This window comes from Rhodoferax sp. (assembly GCF_023700745.1).
GTDB lineage: Bacteria > Pseudomonadota > Gammaproteobacteria > Burkholderiales > Burkholderiaceae_C > Rhodoferax.
The window spans coordinates 211,535-229,484 of sequence record NZ_JAMPYG010000002.1 but is presented as its reverse complement, the minus strand read 5'-3'; the positions used below and the strand labels follow the sequence as shown (position 1 = coordinate 229,484).

At 58.8% G+C, this 17,950-nt stretch carries 16 protein-coding genes; 9 read left to right on the top strand and 7 right to left on the bottom strand.

Features of this window, described 5'->3' with window-relative positions; translation table 11 throughout:
* Positions 1–155: 155 nt before the first annotated feature.
* The 4 genes from NDJ10_RS03155 (at position 156) to NDJ10_RS03140 (ending at position 4,766) form a co-directional block, all read left to right on the top strand.
* Positions 156–2,429: a heavy metal translocating P-type ATPase gene (locus tag NDJ10_RS03155; RefSeq protein WP_296159660.1), complete on the top strand. Its 2,274-nt coding sequence runs from the start codon at positions 156–158 to the stop codon at positions 2,427–2,429.
* A gap of 8 nt (positions 2,430–2,437) precedes the next feature.
* Positions 2,438–2,923, top strand: a complete 486-nt coding sequence (gene cueR / locus NDJ10_RS03150) for a Cu(I)-responsive transcriptional regulator (RefSeq protein WP_296159814.1) — start codon at positions 2,438–2,440, stop codon at positions 2,921–2,923.
* 114 nt (positions 2,924–3,037) lie between these two features.
* Positions 3,038–3,514, top strand: a complete 477-nt coding sequence (locus tag NDJ10_RS03145) for a CopD family protein (protein WP_296159659.1) — start codon at positions 3,038–3,040, stop codon at positions 3,512–3,514.
* Between the two features lie 7 nt (positions 3,515–3,521).
* Positions 3,522–4,766: a multidrug effflux MFS transporter gene (locus NDJ10_RS03140; protein ID WP_296159657.1), complete on the top strand. Its 1,245-nt coding sequence runs from the start codon at positions 3,522–3,524 to the stop codon at positions 4,764–4,766.
* 517 nt (positions 4,767–5,283) lie between these two features.
* Here NDJ10_RS03140 and NDJ10_RS03135 read toward each other — a convergent pair.
* The 3 genes from NDJ10_RS03135 to NDJ10_RS03125 form a co-directional block, all read right to left on the bottom strand.
* Positions 5,284–6,306: a porin gene (locus NDJ10_RS03135; RefSeq protein WP_296159656.1), complete on the bottom strand. Its 1,023-nt coding sequence runs from the start codon at positions 6,304–6,306 to the stop codon at positions 5,284–5,286.
* A gap of 293 nt (positions 6,307–6,599) precedes the next feature.
* Positions 6,600–7,724 (bottom strand): porin, encoded by a 1,125-nt coding sequence (locus NDJ10_RS03130; RefSeq protein ID WP_296159655.1) that lies wholly within the window; start codon positions 7,722–7,724, stop codon positions 6,600–6,602.
* Positions 7,721–7,864 (bottom strand): hypothetical protein, encoded by a 144-nt coding sequence (locus NDJ10_RS03125; protein ID WP_296159654.1) that lies wholly within the window; start codon positions 7,862–7,864, stop codon positions 7,721–7,723. The genes NDJ10_RS03130 and NDJ10_RS03125 overlap by 4 nt, the downstream gene beginning before the upstream one ends.
* Before the next feature lie 183 nt (positions 7,865–8,047).
* On the opposite strand from NDJ10_RS03125, the gene NDJ10_RS03120 reads away from it, so the two are divergent.
* Positions 8,048–9,379 (top strand): porin, encoded by a 1,332-nt coding sequence (locus NDJ10_RS03120; RefSeq protein WP_296159653.1) that lies wholly within the window; start codon positions 8,048–8,050, stop codon positions 9,377–9,379.
* An 83-nt stretch (positions 9,380–9,462) separates the two neighbouring features.
* Here the strand turns inward: NDJ10_RS03120 and NDJ10_RS03115 are convergent, their stop codons facing one another.
* Together NDJ10_RS03115 and NDJ10_RS03110 are read right to left on the bottom strand one after the other, a co-directional pair.
* The gene (locus tag NDJ10_RS03115) at positions 9,463–9,783 is read right to left on the bottom strand and encodes a type II toxin-antitoxin system CcdA family antitoxin (protein WP_296159652.1); all 321 of its coding nucleotides are present in this window, start codon (positions 9,781–9,783) and stop codon (positions 9,463–9,465) included.
* A gap of 111 nt (positions 9,784–9,894) precedes the next feature.
* Positions 9,895–10,398 carry a hemerythrin domain-containing protein gene (locus NDJ10_RS03110; protein WP_296159651.1) on the bottom strand — a complete coding sequence of 168 codons (504 nt, stop codon included), beginning with the start codon at positions 10,396–10,398 and terminating at the stop codon, positions 9,895–9,897.
* Between the two features lie 223 nt (positions 10,399–10,621).
* On the opposite strand from NDJ10_RS03110, the gene NDJ10_RS03105 reads away from it, so the two are divergent.
* From NDJ10_RS03105 to NDJ10_RS03090, 4 genes are read left to right on the top strand one after another with little or no spacing between them, the layout of a single operon-like run.
* Positions 10,622–12,466: an FAD-dependent oxidoreductase gene (locus NDJ10_RS03105; protein WP_296159650.1), complete on the top strand. Its 1,845-nt coding sequence runs from the start codon at positions 10,622–10,624 to the stop codon at positions 12,464–12,466.
* A complete protein-coding gene (locus tag NDJ10_RS03100; RefSeq protein ID WP_296159649.1) occupies positions 12,463–14,277 on the top strand; it encodes a 2-oxoacid:acceptor oxidoreductase subunit alpha in 1,815 nt (604 codons plus the stop codon). Before NDJ10_RS03105 ends, NDJ10_RS03100 begins: the two co-directional genes overlap by 4 nt.
* Entirely contained in the window at positions 14,274–15,329 is a 1,056-nt protein-coding gene (locus NDJ10_RS03095) for a 2-oxoacid:ferredoxin oxidoreductase subunit beta (RefSeq protein WP_296159647.1), read from the top strand. Before NDJ10_RS03100 ends, NDJ10_RS03095 begins: the two co-directional genes overlap by 4 nt.
* Positions 15,330–15,363: 34 nt before the next feature.
* Positions 15,364–15,804 (top strand): CBS domain-containing protein, encoded by a 441-nt coding sequence (locus NDJ10_RS03090; RefSeq protein ID WP_296159646.1) that lies wholly within the window; start codon positions 15,364–15,366, stop codon positions 15,802–15,804.
* Positions 15,805–15,816: 12 nt separating this feature from the next.
* On the opposite strand, the gene NDJ10_RS03085 is transcribed toward NDJ10_RS03090, so the two are convergent.
* A complete protein-coding gene (locus NDJ10_RS03085) occupies positions 15,817–16,275 on the bottom strand; it encodes a hydrogenase maturation protease (RefSeq protein ID WP_296159645.1) in 459 nt (152 codons plus the stop codon).
* Positions 16,276–16,448: 173 nt separating this feature from the next.
* Positions 16,449–17,912, bottom strand: a complete 1,464-nt coding sequence (locus NDJ10_RS03080; protein WP_296159644.1) for a Ni/Fe hydrogenase subunit alpha — start codon at positions 17,910–17,912, stop codon at positions 16,449–16,451.
* Between the last annotated feature and the right edge of the window lie 38 nt (positions 17,913–17,950).

Below are 17,950 nucleotides of genomic sequence, written 5' to 3'. Positions count from 1 at the left end.
CTGAGGAACGTAGTTTCAAACCTCCAACTGTTGGAAGGTCAAGTCTCCAAATCAAATAAACCTATCTATTTGTGGCAATGGAAGTTAAGTGCTTGACCTTCCAATCGTTGGAAGCATGAACATTGCCGCCATACCAAACAATCAAAGGACTGGCGATGAGTATTTCAGCAGAACCCAATGTAATTTCAGGCACCATCGAACTGCAAATAACTGGCATGACTTGCGCCTCCTGCGTAGGGCGTGTTGAAAAAGCCCTGCTCAAGGTAACAGGCGTCACATCTGCCACCGTGAACCTTGCAACCGAGAAGGCTACCGTGAGGGGCATTACGAACTTGCTGGCATCGTCGTTGGTCGCGGCTGTAGAGAAGGCCGGCTACGAAGCCAAGGAATCCAGCGAGAGTGCGTCCTTGCCGCAAGCTGGCGCGCAGCGACCTGGATGGTGGTCTGCGGCGCTGAGTGCTGCGCTAACCCTCCCATTAATCGCACCCATGCTACTTTCCTTGCTCGGCGTCGAATGGCTGCTTGACGGTTGGGTTCAACTGGGATTCGCATCTCTTGTGCAGTTTGTTCTGGGAAGGCGCTTTTACGTTGCTGGCTTCAAGGCTGTGCAAGCAGGTGCTGGCAATATGGACTTGCTGGTCGCACTGGGTACCTCCGCGGCATTTGGGTTGTCGGTGTACTTGCTGTGGAACCACACAGGACACGCAATGCCGCCCCATCTGTACTTCGAGGCATCCGCTTCCGTGATCACCTTGGTGCTGCTGGGCAAATGGCTGGAAACTCGGGCAAAACGTCAAACCGCTGACGCGATCCGGGCGTTAAACGCCTTGCGCCCGGCAACGGCGCGACTGCAGCGTGCAGGTACAGAGGTGGAGGTGCCCGTCGAACAGATTGTTGTCGGCGATATTGTCCTGGTCCGTGCCGGAGAGCGAATCCCGGTTGATGGGACCATTACCGAAGGCCGCAGTCACGTAGACGAATCACTCATCACCGGTGAAAGCCTACCGGTTACCAAGGGCGTGGATGACCATGTGATTGGTGGCGCCATCAACGCAGAAGGTCCATTGAGCGTAGTCACCACGGCAGTGGGCACGGAAACCACGCTCGCGCGCATTATTCGCATGGTGGAGTCGGCGCAAGCGCAGAAGGCACCTATCCAGCGCATCGTTGACCGGGTCAGTGCCGTATTTGTTCCTGTTGTGCTTGCCATCGCCGTGCTGACGCTGTTGGGCTGGGTTGGTGTGACAGGCGACTGGGAGCAGGCCGTCATCAATGCGGTGTCCGTTCTCGTTATAGCTTGTCCATGTGCCTTGGGTTTGGCAACACCTACTGCCATCATGGCGGGAACAGGTGTAGCTGCACGGCATGGCATTCTTATCAGGGACGCAACGGCGCTGGAAACAGCGCACGCGGTCACTGCCGTTGCTTTCGACAAGACTGGGACATTAACCATGGGACGTCCGTCATTGACCGAAGTCCTTGCGGCGCCAGGCGTATCCATTGAGGAGCTACTTGGCGCTGCCGCCGCCTTGCAGAAAACCAGCGAGCACCCACTGGCCCATGCGGTCATGGAGCGGGTGAAGGCTGAGCGTATTTCGGTCCCGAAGGCGCATGAACCGCAGGCATTACCGGGCCGGGGCCTGCAGGGCACCGTTAAAGGCCAGCATCTGGCGCTTGGCAGCAGCCGAATGTTGCGCGAGATGGGTGCGAACCCAGCGTCTTTGGCGATAGAAGCCGAACGCCTGGAAGGCTTGGGTTACACCATTTCATGGTTGGTGCGCATGGACGACCGTGCGCCACACGTCCTTGGCCTCTTTGCATTTGGTGATGCCGTGAAACCGTCGGCCATTGAGACCATTGAAAAATTGCATGCCATGGGGGTCATGACGGTCATGCTGACTGGTGATAACCGAGGAAGTGCGCAAGCCGTCGCCAAAACGCTTGGCATCAAGCAGGTGCGCGCTGAGGTGCTTCCGGGTGACAAAGCGGCAGCCGTTGCGGACCTTCGTAAGGAGGGACAGATTGTTGCCATGGTCGGCGACGGCATCAATGACGCGCCCGCTTTGGCTGCGGCAGATATCGGCATCGCCATGTCCACTGGAACCGATGTGGCAATGGAGGCCGCAGGCATCACCCTGATGCGGGGAGACCCTTCGTTGGTTGCCGACGCCATTGATGTGTCACGCGTGACCTACGGTACCATCAAGCGAGGATTGTTTTGGGCATTCGCCTACAACGTGGTGGGCATTCCGTTGGCGGCATTGGGATTTCTCAGTCCTGTCATCGCCGGTGCCGCCATGGCATTGAGCAGCGTCAGCGTGGTGGCGAATGCGTTGTTGTTGCGACGCTGGCGTCCGGTTGCTGAAGTGACTGCTTCTCGAAAACTGGCCAGGACCAGCGTTGGCCCCCACGCTTTAGGAGAACTGTGATGGTTGCAATGAACATCGGGCAGGCGGCAAAGGCTTCCGGAGTCTCGGCCAAGATGATTCGGCATTATGAAGAGGTAGGTCTTCTGCCGGCTGCGTTGAGAACTCAGTCGGGTTACCGGCAGTACGGGCGCAATGATGTTCACAGCTTGCGATTTATTCGGCAAGCACGGGATTTGGGGTTTTCCATTGCAGTCATTGCTGAACTCCTGGGTCTTTGGCACAACCAAAGACGCCCTAGTCGGGAGGTAAAGGCCCTGGCACAAGCACACATTGAAATGCTTGAGCAAAAAGTGAGTGACCTCCAGACGATGAAAGCGACTCTGGCGCACCTGGTTCATTGCTGCAGCGGGGATGACCGTCCCGATTGCCCTATCCTGGATGCACTGGCTGACGGTATTGGCCAGCCCGGCCCAACCCAAGAGATCACCCTATCTGACACCAGGGCGCCATCGCCTAGGCATGGCCAACTGACGTCGGGCCTGAAAAAGCTGTAGCGCGAGCAATAAATGTTTGTGGGCCTGTTGTGAAGTCTTATCAGTTCGTGGTCGTAAATAATCGGTCAATTCAGGCACACTCTGTCACCTGACCACAAAACACACATTCTCCACATGCTCTACGCTTCTCTCAAAACCCTCCATCTGTTGGCCATCATCGTCTGGATTGGCGGCATGGTGTTTGCCCATTTCTTTCTGCGCCCATCCCTGGGGGTGTTTGAACCTGCCGTGCGCGTGCGCCTGATGCACGCCGTGCTGGGGCGGTTTTTCAGCGCCGTGCTGGCAGCTATTGCCGTGACGCTGGTCAGCGGCCTGTGGATGATTGGCAACGTGGCCAAGCAGGTGGTGCAGGCCGGTGGCCATTTCAGCATGCCGCTGGAGTGGACGGTCATGGCCACGCTGGGCATCGTGATGATGCTGATCTTTGGCCACATTCGTTTTTCACTTTACAAACGCCTGAGCCGTGCGGCGCAGGCTGCTGACTGGTCGGCTGGCGCTGCGGCGCTGGCGCAAATCCGGCTCTGGGTGGTGATCAACCTGGGCCTGGGCGTGCTGGTTGTGTTGGTGACCCTGCTGGGCCTGCCGCGCTAGGGCTGCGGTGAATCCGGACGCAAAGCAGTTGTGGCGCGCGCCGCGCTGGGCGCTGGCGGTGCTGCTGGCCACGCTCGGCATGCTCGGGCCGTTTTCCATCGACACCTACATCCCGGCGTTTGCCGGCATTGCCCATTCGCTGGACGCCACGCCGCTGCAAATGCAGCAAACACTGTCGGCCTACCTGTTTGGCTTTGCTTTCATGAGCCTGTTTCATGGCGCCTTGTCCGACAGCGTCGGGCGCCGGCCGGTGGTGCTGTGGGGGCTGGCCGCTTTCACGCTGGCCTCGGTCGGTTGTGCGCTGTCGCAAAACATTGGCCAACTGGTGTTTTTTCGGGCGGTTCAGGGCCTCACCACCGGGGCCGGCATTGTGGTGTCGCGCGCTGTGGTGCGCGACATGTTTCCCCCGGCACAGGCGCAGCGGGTCATGAGCCAGATCACCATTTACTTTGGTGTGGCTCCCGCCATTGCCCCCATGATTGGCGGCGTGCTGTTTGCGCATCTGGGCTGGCACAGTGTGTTCTGGTTTTTGGCGGTGGTGGGCGTGGCCCTGTGGACCGCCAACTACAAACTGCTGCCCGAAACCCTGCACCTCAGCCAGCGCCAGCCGCTCAAAATCAGCAACCTGCTACAGGGCTACTGGCAACTGGGGCTGGACCCGCGTTTTGTGCTGCTGGCGTTTGCCAGCGGCGTGCCGTTCAACGGCATGTTTCTGTACGTGCTGTCAGCGCCTGTATTTCTGGGTGAGCACCTGGCCTTGCCGCCCACCCAGTTCTTCTGGTTCTTTGTGCTCACCATCAGCGGCATCATGGGCGGGGCGTGGGTCAGTGGCCGCCTGGCAGGGCGTCGGGCGCCCAAGCAGCAAATCAAGTACGGGTTTTTGATCATGCTCGGCATGGCGCTGCTCAACCTGCTGGCGAATGCGCTGTTCAGCGCGCATGCGTCCTGGGCCATGTTGCCGATTGCCCTGTTTGCCTTTGGCTGGGCCATGATGGTGCCGGTCATCACGCTGTTGGTGCTGGACCTGCACCCTGACCGGCGCGGCATGGCGTCGAGCTTGCAGGCCTTCATTGGCGCCAGCGCCAATGGCGTGGTGGCGGGCGTGGTTGCACCGCTGGTGATGCATTCCACCCTGGCGCTGGCCGCCGCCTCGCTGGCCATGCTGTCGGTGGGCCTGTTGGCGTGGCTTTGGCTGCACCGCCGCTGGCCCGATATTGGCCGGTTTATTGAGCACCCGGTGACGACAACTTGACGAATGAAAGAACAACGTCATAGAGCCTCGCCAGTTTTCCAGGAGCGCCAGACCCTGTGGGAGCGGCGCCCTCGCCGCGAATGCCCCCTGGGCAGCCTTCGGCCCGAGGGCGGGCCTCCTACAAAGCCACGTTCTGTGGTTTCGCGATGACGGGTGGGGTTAAGGTACCGTGTACGGTACAGCCCCGAAACTGGAAACTCGGAATGGGTTCTTTTTAGAAACACTAGAAATACTGCTTTGCAAAGTTGGCAATGGCTACCAAAGCACCCATCATCCACTTCAGGACGGCCATGTCGCCTTTGATGGCTTCAACCCGCGGTGGGTGGCCAGTTCAGAGTCATCCATGGCTGAGCACATCGCTTCGGTCAAACTTTCGGCCTGTTTTTCATCGAAGCTAGCTGCCTCCGCATATGCCATAAAGGCAGGCAGTCTGAATCACCCAATAAAAAACCCCGCCGGGTTGCCCAGGCGGGGTTTTTGAGGTTTTAACCGTCAGCTGACTTGCGTCAGCGTCAGATTAGAACGTGTGGCGAACGCCAGCGGCGAAAGTCGAAGCTTCAGTCGTGGTGGTGGCCGATGTGTCAACATCGGTTGCTTTGTAGCCAACGTACAGGGTCGTGCGCTTGGACAGGTCATAAGTACCGACCAGGGTGTAACCTGTGCCTTCCAGATCAGCAGCGCCAGCGCGCTCGGTCTTGGCGTTGCTGTAACCGGCGGCCACAGTGAAGGCACCAAACGGAGCGCTCACGCCGAGTTGGTACTCTTTGTCCTTGTTGGTACCATTTTTGGCCTGGTTGTAGCTACCGGTCAACTTGGCAACGCCGAAGTCATAAGAAGCACCGAACAAGTCATATTTGTTGGTGACTTGAGCAGTTGTCAGTGCAGCTTGGGCCAGTTTTTCTTCCTGGTGTGCGTAACCCACCAGCAGCGGGCCGGCAGCGTATTTGACGTGCACGCTGACATTGTCGGTTGCGTCACCAACGTTGGTCGCGACGTTGTCGTTCTCGCCAAAACCATAAGCCACGGCACCGCTGAAGCCGCTGTAAACTGGAGAGTCATAACGAACCGAGCTGCCGATACGGTTGGTGTAGTCGGTCACGCCGACGGCTTTCCACACTGCGCCAGTCGTGGCCAGGTTGGAGTCCCAGACATTGTTGGTTGCGCCGCGCAGGGAGTCATACGCGGTGTACTGACGACCCAGGTTCACAGCACCGAAACCGCCGGCAAAGCCAACAGTAGCTGTACGCTCGAACAGCGTGCTGCCACTACCGATGGCACCGCTGTCAATGTTGAAGTTGCTTTCCAGTTTGAAGTTGGCAGTCAAGCCGCCGCCCAGGTCTTCAGTGCCTTTCAGGCCCCAGAAGGTGGTGTTCAGGTTGCTGGCGTCGACGACAGTTTGGCTAACTTTAGCAGCGCCGGTTGATTCGGTCGTGGTACGGCCAATGCTGGCGTCCAGACGGCCATACAGGGTCACGGAAGATTGGGCCATAGCGGCGCCGGAAGCAGCCAGAACGGCCAAAGCAATCAGGGATTTTTTCATTTCAGATTTCTCCAAGGTTAAACATAAGGCTCTGAAACCAACTTATCTCAGAACCCAGAGCCAACCTCCTGTTTCAGGAAGTTGTTTGTATTGAAACAGACGTCAGCCGTTTTGGCCCTGAAAGACCCTGTAAACCTGTGTAAACCAGGTGCTTTCGTTGCGGGTTTGCAACAGGTGAATCAAGACCAGAGAGGGGACTTGGTTGTTTGGCGAGTCCCCATGAAAAACCCCCGCCGGGTTACCCTGGCGGGGGTTTTAGGGTTTAACTTCAGCTGACTTGCGTCAGCATCAGCTTAGAAGCGGTGTTGCACACCCACGGCGAACAGGCTGTGCTTGTCATCAGCAGCAGCGTTGTTGGTGGCGGTGTCAGACTCGAAACCACCGTACAGGAAGGTGCGCTTGGACAAGGCGTAAGTAGCGCCGATGCCGAAACCCTTGCGCTTCTGTTCGAAGCCGACATTGCTGTCATCAGACTGGGCATAGCTGGCAGATACGGTCAGCGCAGCAGACACAGGGACATCAACGCCGAGTTGGTAGTCAGTGGCATCAGAACCGCTTGCGCCACCCACATTGTCAACCTTGCCGTAAGTGGCCTTGGCGGTTGCAACGCCGAAGTTGTAAGACGCGCCCAGACGTGTGAATTTGGTGTCATTTGCAGTGCCAACATCTTCCACTTGGTAGCCCAACTGCACAGCCACAGGACCGGCATCGTAGGTTACGCTAAATGCACTGATGGACGTAGCGCTCTGCGTTGCCGTCTTATTTTCACCCAAAGCGTAGCTGACCGAACCAGCAAAACCACCGAAAGTTGGGGTGATGTACTTCAGACCGTTAATGGGGCGATCTGTGTAACCAACGCTTGCGAAGACGTTGTTCATCGGGGCCAGGGCGGAATCAAATACAGCGTTAGAAGCACCGCTCACATCGTCATAAGCAGACCAGGCTTTGCCGAGTTGCACTTCACCAAAGCCACCAGAAACACCTACCCAGGATTGGCGATCAAATGCTTGGGCGCCAGTACCTTGACCGGTTGAAGCACCAGCGGCACCAGTATCCATCTTGAACCCTTGTTCGAGCTTGAAGTTGGCCTTCAAACCACCACCCAGGTCTTCAGAACCCTTCACGCCCCAGCGTGAAGTATTGACACCACCGCTGTCGATTTTGGTTTGTCGATCGCTGGTGCCGGCAACACCATCTTCAGTTTTGACGCTACCAAACCAGACGTCAGCGAGGCCGTACAGTGTGACGGATTGTGCAAAAGATGCACCGGAAGCAGCGAGAACTGCCAAAGCAATCAGACTCTTTTTCATAAAAATTTCCTTGGTTAAAAATGGAAATACCTTTCCCTGCTTGTGTTGAAGCGGGGAGTAGGACGCCACGGGATTTATTTCACCATGAAGACACACAAAAAGTGTCATTCAGTTTGGGTGCAAGCAAGTTGCATGCCTTTTTGGACTTTTTTTGTTGCCTCTACACGACAGATAGCTGCCAGCACCTCGGGCAAGAGGGTCATGATGCCGTGATCCAGGCGGGTATGTCGGTCGCTGGCGTCTGTCATGGTGGGCAAGCATTCGGCAGGGCTTTGTCATCCGCACCAAATAAGGGAAAACCCCTGTGGGAAAAACCACTAATTGGGTGCGTTGTTTGATTTGAGTGCCTTGTCGTGGTGAATGGACCCCTGGAAAATAGGAACGGTCGTTCTTTTATTTGCCGGGCGTTCCTTCACTTCTTTTTAAACATCATGAACAAACAATCTTCTTCCAAGGCTTCTGTGTTGGGTCTTCGTCATGTGGCGCTGGCCAGTGCGCTGTGCTGCGCCGGTTTGGCGCAGGCGCAGGTGCCCGCTCCCGGTGTGACCTTGTATGGACTGGCTGATGTCGGCATCACCTCGGTCAGCGGCCTGCGAAACGGCACGGTCACGCAAGTCGCCAGCGGGATCATGGAAGGCTCGCGTTGGGGTATCAAAGGCAATGAAGATTTGGGCGGTGGCTACAAGGCGATCTTTACGCTGGAAGCGCGCGTTGAACTGGATACGGGTGCCAATAGCAATCGGCCGATTACTGGCACGCAGTTGTCGGATCGGTTTTCGCAAGCGACTTTGCTGGGGTTACCGTCCGATGCAGCCTTGGGTTTGCCACTCGGTACCGTACAGGGAACCGTTAGCAAAGTCGATCTCGCTTTGGCCAATGAGTATGGCGTGAATGTGGGTGCCACTGGCAACCGCGCCTTCGATCGGCAAGCCTTTGTTGGCTTGATCACGCCTGTGGGGGCTGTTCTGGCGGGCCGTCAATACACACCTGCTTATGAAACCTTTGGCACCTACGACATCATGGCCACGCAGTCGGCCTTGTCGGCTGGTCAAATTGTGCAGTTCCCGGCCGTATTTGAAATCCGGACTTCCAATGCCTTGTCTTACCGTATCGTCAAGGATGGTATTTCGGGCTCACTGATGTACGCCCCTGGCGAAGTGGCGGGTGATTCCGGGGCAGGCAGATTGCTTGGTATCAATGTGGGTTATACGACCAATGCCTTCTCGGTTGGCTTGGGCTACAACACAAAAAATAACGAACTGGGCGACAAGTCGCTGACTTCCACTGTGCTGGGTGCTTCAATGAATATGGGCAGCAGCAAGCTCAGTGGCTTGGTGACCACAATCAAGGATGACAACCCCAATGGTTTCTCTACAATTTCAAATTTGATTGCTCCTACCGGTTCTCCTGCGCCGGTAGTCGCTTTCGGAAATCTGGTGGAGTCGAAGTTTATTGACGCCTTTAAACAAGACGGCACCCTGTTCCACATTGGCTATCGCAACGTGACCGGGCCCCACACCATTTCGGTCGCCTACAACAAGTATGACGACAAGCGCCCCGCCAATGCGGATCTCAAATCCTATGGTGCGGCCTACACCTATGCGCTGTCCAAGCGCACGGATCTGAATGCCGTGCTGGTTCGTTTTGACAACAGCGCAAATGCCCAAGTGGCACCAGGCGGCAATGGTTACCTGGGTGGCGTGACGGCTTCGGCTGGTACAGATTCCACCGGCCTGGCCCTGGGCATCCGCCATCGCTTCTGATCTCCGGCGCAGACCAAAAAAAATAGCCCCGCAAGGGGCTTTTTTTGGGTCTGCTATTCGCGTAAAAAAACAGCGTCATTGCGTCAGTTTTGTAGGAGCGGCAGACACTGTGGGAGCGGCGCCCTCGCCGCGATTGCCCCCGAATAGCAATCACCCGGCGACTGGCCCCAACTTCGGTATTTGGCGAGCGTCAGGCCGTGTTTGGCAATTCTGTCGTTGTAGGCTGAAATGGCATCCTTGTTGTCTTCGTTCCATTTGGCCCAATAGCGGCGCTTGACTTCATCAGCCAGCAGCGTGTTGACAGTTTGGGACAGGTTCAGCCCTAATTGGCGCGCGGCCTCCAAAAGGCCAGTATTCAAAGACAAATTGGTCGCTTTTTTGGGGGACTTTTCAAAGTTCAACATTTGAAATCACCAGGATTGATGCGAAAAGTATATGCGCATCAATCCTGGTGATGCAATCAGTATGCCCATTCTGGGGAGACAGGTTCCAGGGCTGGGCGTGTGGCTGTGTGATTACGTTGCTTTTTGCGCCAGCCTTGCTGCCCGACTGGCAAATGTTTCGATCAGGTGCGCTTTGGCCTCGGGATAGATCAACGACTCCTCGAGCACGATATGGTCGTGGCACAGGCTCACAAATACTTCGGCGTTGTGTTTGAGTTCGGCCAGGTCGGCCCAGTCTTCACCCTGGGCAATGGCGCGCAGCATGGGGGCGAGTTCGAGCCAGTTTTGTTCGATCCAGCCATGGTCTTGCTGCAAGGTGCGCACCGCCTGTACCAGTTCGGCGTTGTCGCTGGCCAGCAGCATCGGAAAGATATCTTTTTCTTCCTCGGCGTGGTGCGGGCGTGCGACCTTTGAAAAAAAAGCCTCGATGGTTTTTGCCTTTTGACGGCAATGCGGGCTGTCGCTCTCGGTATCCAGGCGCTCCAGCAGATCTGCCAGTTCGGCCAAGTGCTGATGAATTTGTTGGTGGCAGGCATCGAGGGCCTTGAATTGTTCAATGTGCTGTAGGGGATTCATGGTTTCTCCAGGGCTTGGTGAATCCATTTTGGCGGGCGATCGGTCCCCATCTTTGAGCCAAATCAAGTTTTCAGTCGATTTTTGACTTGGAAATATATTTGATCTAGATCAGCAAACTGGCAAATTCGGAGGGCGTGGCGTGCGTTAAAGCGATGGATGGGCGTAGGATGCCCCCTCACCTGCAGCACCATTTCGTAAGCGTTTGCAGGGCAAGGAGACGACTTTGCAAGCTACCAACCTTTCGAATCCGACCTATTTCCACAAGGTCGTTGATTGCCAGTGGGCCTGTCCGGCCCACACTCCCGTACCCGAGTACATCCGCCTGATCGGGCAGGGTCGCTACAGCGACGCCTACATGATCAATTGGGTGAGCAACGTGTTTCCGGGTGTTTTGGGTCGCACCTGCGACCGCCCCTGCGAGCCGGCCTGCCGGCGTGGCCGGGTCGAAGAAAACAACAGCAAAAAGCCCGAGCCGGTGGCCATTTGCCGCCTGAAACGGGTGGCGGCCGACTTCAAGGACGACGTCAAGTCGCGCATGCCCACGGTGGCGCCAGCCAACGGCAAGCGGGTGGCCTGCGTGGGCGCCGGTCCGGCCTCCCTGACGGTGGCGCGTGACCTGGTGCCGCTGGGTTATGCCGTGACCGTGTTTGAGGGCGAAAGCAAGGCCGGTGGCTTTGTGCGCACCCAGATTCCGAAGTTCCGTTTGCCCGAGTCGGTACTGGACGAGGAAACCGGTTACATCCTGGACCTGGGCGTGGACTTCAGGCCCGGGCAACGCATCGATTCGTTGAAAACGCTGCTGGGCCAGGGTTATGACGCCATTTTTGTGGGCAGCGGCGCACCGCGCGGACGCGATCTGGTGGTGCCAGGGCGCAAGGAGGCGGCAGCGCACATTCATATCGGCATCGACTGGCTGATGTCGGTGTCGTTCGGCCACATCAGCAAAACCGCCGAGCGTGTGATTGTCCTGGGCGGTGGCAACACCGCCATGGACTGCTGCCGTAGTGCGCGGCGCATGGGCGGCAAGGATGTGAAGGTGATTGTGCGCAGCGGCTTTGAGGAAATGAAAGCCTCCCCTTGGGAAAAAGAAGATGCGCAGCACGAAGGCATCCCGATTCTGAATTACCACGTACCCAAATCGTTTGAACATGACAATGGCAAGCTGACCGGCATGACGTTTGAGATCGTTCGAGCCGAGTACGACGCCAAGGGCAAACGCAGCCTGGTTCCAACCGGCGAGCCCGATGTGCTGGTGCCTTGTGACGAGGTGCTGATTGCCGTCGGTCAGGAAAACGCCTTCACCTGGATCGAGCGCGACTGCGGCATCGAGTTTGACAAATGGGGCCTGCCGGTGCTGACCGAAGGTACTTTCCAGTCCACCCTGCCGAATGTGTTTTTTGGCGGTGATTCGGCTTACGGACCCAAGAACATCATCACCGCCGTGGCCCACGGGCACGAGGCGGCGGTGTCGATCGACCGGCTGCTCAATGGTGAGGACGTGGCGCGTCGGCCATCACCCACGGTCAATTTGATGTCGCAAAAAATGGGCATCCACGAGTGGAGCTACCGCAACGATGTGTCGAACGATGTGCGCTTCAGAGTGCCATGGGCCGCAGCCGAAACCGCACTGGCCAGCATCAAGATCGAAGTCGAGTTAGGTTTTGATGCCGCTACCGCGTTCAAGGAGGCCAGCCGCTGCCTGAACTGCGACGTGCAGACCGTGTTCAACCGCAACACCTGCATTGAGTGCGATGCCTGCGTTGACATTTGTCCGATGGACTGCATCACTTTCACCGCCAATGGCGACGAAGCTGACCTACGCACCCGCCTCAAGGCACCAGCCACCCATACCGGGCAGGATTTGTATGTGTCCGCCGAACTCAAGACCGGTCGTGTCATGGTGAAGGACGAAGACGTTTGCCTGCACTGCGGTTTGTGTGCCGAGCGTTGTCCCACCGGGGCCTGGGACATGCAGAAGTTTCTGCTCAATACCACGCAGGCGGGTCCCAAGTGCAGAGATGCCAAACCCACCCCTGCAGCCCACATTGCCCAACCGGAGGCCGCATGAAGCGCATAGAAGCCATCAACGATTTCGTCATCAAGTTTGCCAATGTCAACGGCTCGGGTTCGGCCTCGGCCAATGAGCTGTTTGCCAAGGCGGTGATGCGCATGGGCGTGCCCGTGAGCCCGCGCAATATTTTTCCCAGCAACATCCAGGGCATGCCCACCTGGTACGAAGCCCGCGTGTGTGAGAAGGGTTACCACGGCCGGCGTGGCGGCGTCGACATGATGGTCGCCATGAACCCGCAAACCTGGGACGCCGACATTGCCGAGATCGAGTCCGGCGGCTACCTGTTTTATGACAGCACGCGCCCCATGCCGCCCAACAAGTTTCGTGACGACGTGCACACCATGGGTGTGCCGCTGACCGAAATTGCCAACAACGCCTACACCGACCCGCGCCAGCGCCAGTTGTTCAAGAACATCATTTACGTGGGCGCCCTGTCGGTGCTGCTGGATGTGGACGCCGAGGTGTTCGAGAAGCTCTTTGCCGAGCAGTTCAAGGGCAAGGAGCGCCTGCTGGAATCCAACATCAAGGCGCTGCACATGGGGCGCGATTACGTCAAAACGCACATGCAGGCGCCGCTGGGCATTCGGGTGCGGCGCGCCGACAACGTGGGTGACCAGATTTTCACCGACGGCAACAGTGCCGCCGGCCTGGGCCTGGTGTATGGCGGCGCCACCGTGGCTGCCTGGTATCCCATTACCCCGTCCACCTCGATCCCCGAGGCGTTCCAGAAATACTGCGAGAAATTCCGCATTGACCCGGCCACCGGGCAGCACCGCTTTGCCATCGTGCAGGCCGAAGACGAACTGGCCTCCATCGGCATGGTGGTGGGCGCGGGCTGGAACGGCGCGCGGGCTTTCACGGCCACGTCGGGCCCCGGTGTGTCGCTGATGACCGAGTTCATCGGCCTGGCCTATTTTGCCGAGATTCCGGTGACCATCATCAACGTGCAGCGCGGCGGCCCAAGCACCGGCATGCCCACACGCACCCAGCAGGCGGACCTGCTGGCCTGCGCCTACGCCTCGCATGGTGACACCAAGCACGTGCTGCTGTTTCCGCAGGATCCGCACGAGTGCTTTACCCATTCGGCCGCCGCGCTGGACCTGGCCGAGCGCCTGCAGACGCCCATTTTTGTCATGACCGACCTCGACATCGGCATGAACCAGCGCCTGTGCAAGCCCTTTGTCTGGGACGACGCCAAGGAATACGACCGCGGCAAGATCATGACCGCCGAAGAACTCGAAGCCGGCAAGCCTTTTGGTCGCTACAAGGATGTCGACGGTGACGGCATTCCGTGGCGCACCTTGCCCGGCACCCACCCGAGCAAGGGTGCTTTTTTCACCCGTGGCACTTCGCGCAATCCGCAGGCCATGTATTCCGAGGCTGGGGCCGACTACATCTACAACATGGAGCGGCTCTTGCATAAATTCAAAACGGCCGAGACCCTGGTGCCCCAGCCGGTGTTCCGCAAGGCCGCCGAGCCCACCAAACTGGGCATCATTTACTACGGCTCCACCACCCCCGCCATGCGTGAGGCGCTGGATGTGCTGGAGACCAACGGCGATCATGTCGATGCCATGCGTCTGTGTGCGTTTCCATTTCCAGATTCCGTGCGGGAATTCATCGCCGCGCACGACAAGGTGTTTGTCGCAGAACAGAACCGTGACGGCCAGATGCGCACCATGCTCATCAATGAGCTGGAGGTCAACCCGGCCAAACTGGTGCCCGTGCTGCATTACGACGGCACGCCCATCACCGCGCGCTTCATCATCAAAAACATTCACGATCATGTGCAAAAGGAGCTGGTATGACTTTTATTGCCAAACCCAGGCTGCATCACCCCACCTTGCACACCAACAAGGTGGGCTACACCCGGCGCGACTACGAAGGCCGCATTTCAACCCTGTGTGCGGGCTGTGGTCATGACTCCATTTCGGCCGCCATCGTCCAGGCCTGCTGGGACCTGGACATTGAGCCGCACCGCGTGGCCAAGCTCTCGGGCATTGGTTGCAGTTCCAAAACGCCGGACTACTTTCTGGGTGCCTCGCACGGCTTCAACACCGTCCATGGGCGCATGCCCAGCGTGTTGACCGGTGCCAACATGGCCAATCGGGAGCTGTTGTACCTCGGCATTTCAGGCGACGGTGACTCGGCCTCGATTGGCCTGGGCCAGTTTGCCAACGCCATGCGGCGCGGCGTGCGCATGGCCTACATCGTGGAAAACAACGGTGTTTACGGCCTGACCAAAGGCCAGTTCTCGGCCACCGCAGACCGTGGCTCCAAGAGCAAGAAAGGCGTCGTCAACAGCGACAGCCCGGTTGATCTGGTGGGCATTGCGCTGCAATTGGGGGCCACCTTTGTGGCGCGCAGTTTCTCGGGCGACAAGGCCCAGCTGGTGCCGCTCATCAAGGGGGCCATGGCGCATGGCGGCGCAGCCTTCATTGATGTCATCAGCCCCTGCGTGACCTTCAACAACCACGGTGGCAGCACCAAGAGCTACGACTATGTGCGCCAGCACAACGAAGCCGTGAGCCGCATCGACTTCATCACCCCAGGGCACGAGATCACCGCCGACTACGCCCCCGGCGAGCTTGTCGAAGTGGAACAGCACGACGGTTCGGTGTTGCGCTTGCGCAAACTGAATGCCGATTACGACCCCACCGACCGCTATGCCGCCATGGGCTACATGCAGCAGCATCAGGCGCGCGGCGAGGTGGTCACCGGTCTGCTGTACCTGGACCCGCTGGCCACGGACCTGCACACGGCGATGAACACCTGCGCCGTGCCGCTCAATACCCTGAACGCCGCGCAACTCAATCCGGGCGCCAAAGCGTTGGAAAAAATCAACGCGGCCCTGCGTTGAACCCATCAACCCATCAGCACCCGAGGAGTCTGCCATGTCCGAACGCACTGTTTTTCAATCCATGGCTCAGCGCCATGTGGTCAGCGTGGTGCCCACTGCCACGGTTTATTCTGCGGCCTGTGTCATGACGCGGGCCAATTGCGGCAGTGTGCTGGTCATTGATGCCAGCAACACGCTGCTGGGGATCGTGACCGAGCGCGACCTGATGACCCGCCTGGTGGCCAAGTCACTCGATCCCGCCACCACCACGGTAGCTGACATCATGACGCGCGGCCCGCTCTGTGTGGTGCCCGAAACCAAGGTGGCCGATGCGGTGCTGATCATGATCGAGCGTGGCTTCAGGCATTTGCCCATCGTCACGGAAGCCAACAAAATCCTGGGGGTGTTTTCAGTGCGCGACGCCTTGCCGCGCGAAGTCCAGACAGCGCAGAGTCTGGCGGAATTCAATGAGCAGGTGAACGACGCGCTGGGATGATGTTGCAGGGATTCAGTGGGCGTTCAGCAACCACTGACTAGCCCAGGCCAGGGCGCTTTTCAGGTGCGCCAGCGCCGCCGGGCTGGGCGGTGCACCCAGTTCAAACTGTTCGCCACGAATCGCCAGCAAAGTGCAGGGCGGTGGTGCTGTCCCCTGTACATCCTGGTAGACCTGCAGCAAGGCCTGCGGCGACAGGGCGTGGGTGGTCAGGCTGGCATCTTGGCTTGCACGTAATGCGCTGCGTTCAAATGGTGCAGGGCAGTTCAGGCTGGCGTCAATGAAGAGCACGCGTGCACGGCCGACCAGATCGAGCGCGTGCTCAATTTGCAACTGGTAATCTTCCAGAAACTCAACCTGGTCTTGCAAGCCGTCTGGCAGTTGCTCGCGCAGCGCTGCCAGGCACAGCGGCCCCAGTGCATCATCGCCCCGGCTTGGATTGCCCCAGGCCAGCACCAGCAGCGGGGGCGTCATGTGGCACCTGTCATTGCAAGCCTAATCAGTTCTGTGGGAGCCGCGCCCTGTGGGAGCGGTATCCTATGGGAGCGGCGCCCTCGCCGCGAATGCCCCAGGACAGCCTTCGACCCGAGGGCGGGCCTCCCACAAACGCAAGGCCTCCCACAAAGACAAGGTTCCCACTGGGAGGGTCATGATCTTTGAATCCGGTCCAGCTGCGTGCCATCGGCCGCCAGCAGCGTCACTTCCAGCGGCATCCGGCCCAGCGCGTGAGTGGCGCAGGACAGGCAGGGGTCGTAGGCGCGAATGGCGACTTCGATGTGGTTGAGCAGGCCTTCGGTGAGTTCCCGACCTTCCAGGTAGTCCCGCGCCACCGCGCGCACCGCTTCGTTCATGGCCTGGTTGTTGTGGGTGGTGGACACGATCAGGTTGCAGCGTGTCACCAGGTCATCGTCGCCCACCTCGTAGTCGTGGATCAAGGTGCCGCGCGGCGCCTCGATCATGCCGACCCCATGGCGCTGGCGCACGCTGCTGCTGAGCAGGTCGCCCGACAGCAGCGCCGGGTCCACCAGCAGCTCGGCAATGACCTCGACCGCGTGCAACATCTCGACCATGCGCGCCCAGTGGTAGGCCAGCGTGGCATGCACCGGCTCGCCCTGGCCCCAGGCAAGGAAGACCTGGCGCTCGATTTCAGCACGCTCGCTGGGAATGAAGTCGCAGTTTTGCACCCGGGCCAGCGGCCCCACGCGGTACCAGCCCTGTTGCGCGCCCAGGCTGCGCAAGTAGGGGAACTTCATGTAGCTCCAGGGGCGCACTTCTTCCTCGATGAGTTCCAGGTAACGCTGGTCGTCGATCTGGTCAAACAGGATGTGGCCATTTTCGTCACGCACGCGCAGCATACCGTCGTACAAATCCATGGCCCCGTCAGTGCGCACCAGCGACATCAGCTTGGAACGGAAGCTGCCAAAGTGCTTGTATAGCGCCGGGTTCTGCGCATGCAATTGTTTGGCAATGTCCACTGCATCCTGCGCCCATTGCAGCATTTGGGGCAGTTCGCGCTGTAGGCTGTTGCGCTCGTCCAGCGTCACGAGTTTGTTGATGCCGCCCGGCACTGCGCCCGTGCCGTGGACGCGCTTGCCCGAAGTGATGCGGATGATTTCCTGGCCGAACTTGCGCAGCAATATGCCTTTTTTGGCGATCTCGGGGTGGGCTTGCGCCACGCCCACGATGTTGCGTCGGGCCACTTCCGAATCAAAACCAAACAGCAGGTCGGGCGACGACAGGTGGAAAAAATGCAACGCATGGGATTGCAGGATTTGCCCGTAGTGCATCAAACGCCGCACGGCGTTGGCGCTGGCGCTCACCGGCGTGGCGCCGACCACGCGATCAAAGGCCTTGGCCGCTGCCAGATGGTGCGACACCGGGCAGATGCCGCACAGGCGCTGCACCATCACCGGCACTTCCCAGTAAGGCCGGCCCTCGATGAATTTCTCGAAGCCCCGGAACTCGACAATGTGCAGGCGCACCTGCGCGATGTGGTTGTCGGCATCGAGCAGCAACGTCACCTTGCCGTGTCCCTCGACGCGCGACACCGGGTCAATCGCCACCCGGCGCAGTTGCTCGGGGTGCGCGGCGGTTTCAAGTGCAAAAGTCATGGCGTGTCCCTTGAGGCGAAGGCCATCGCGGCGAGGGC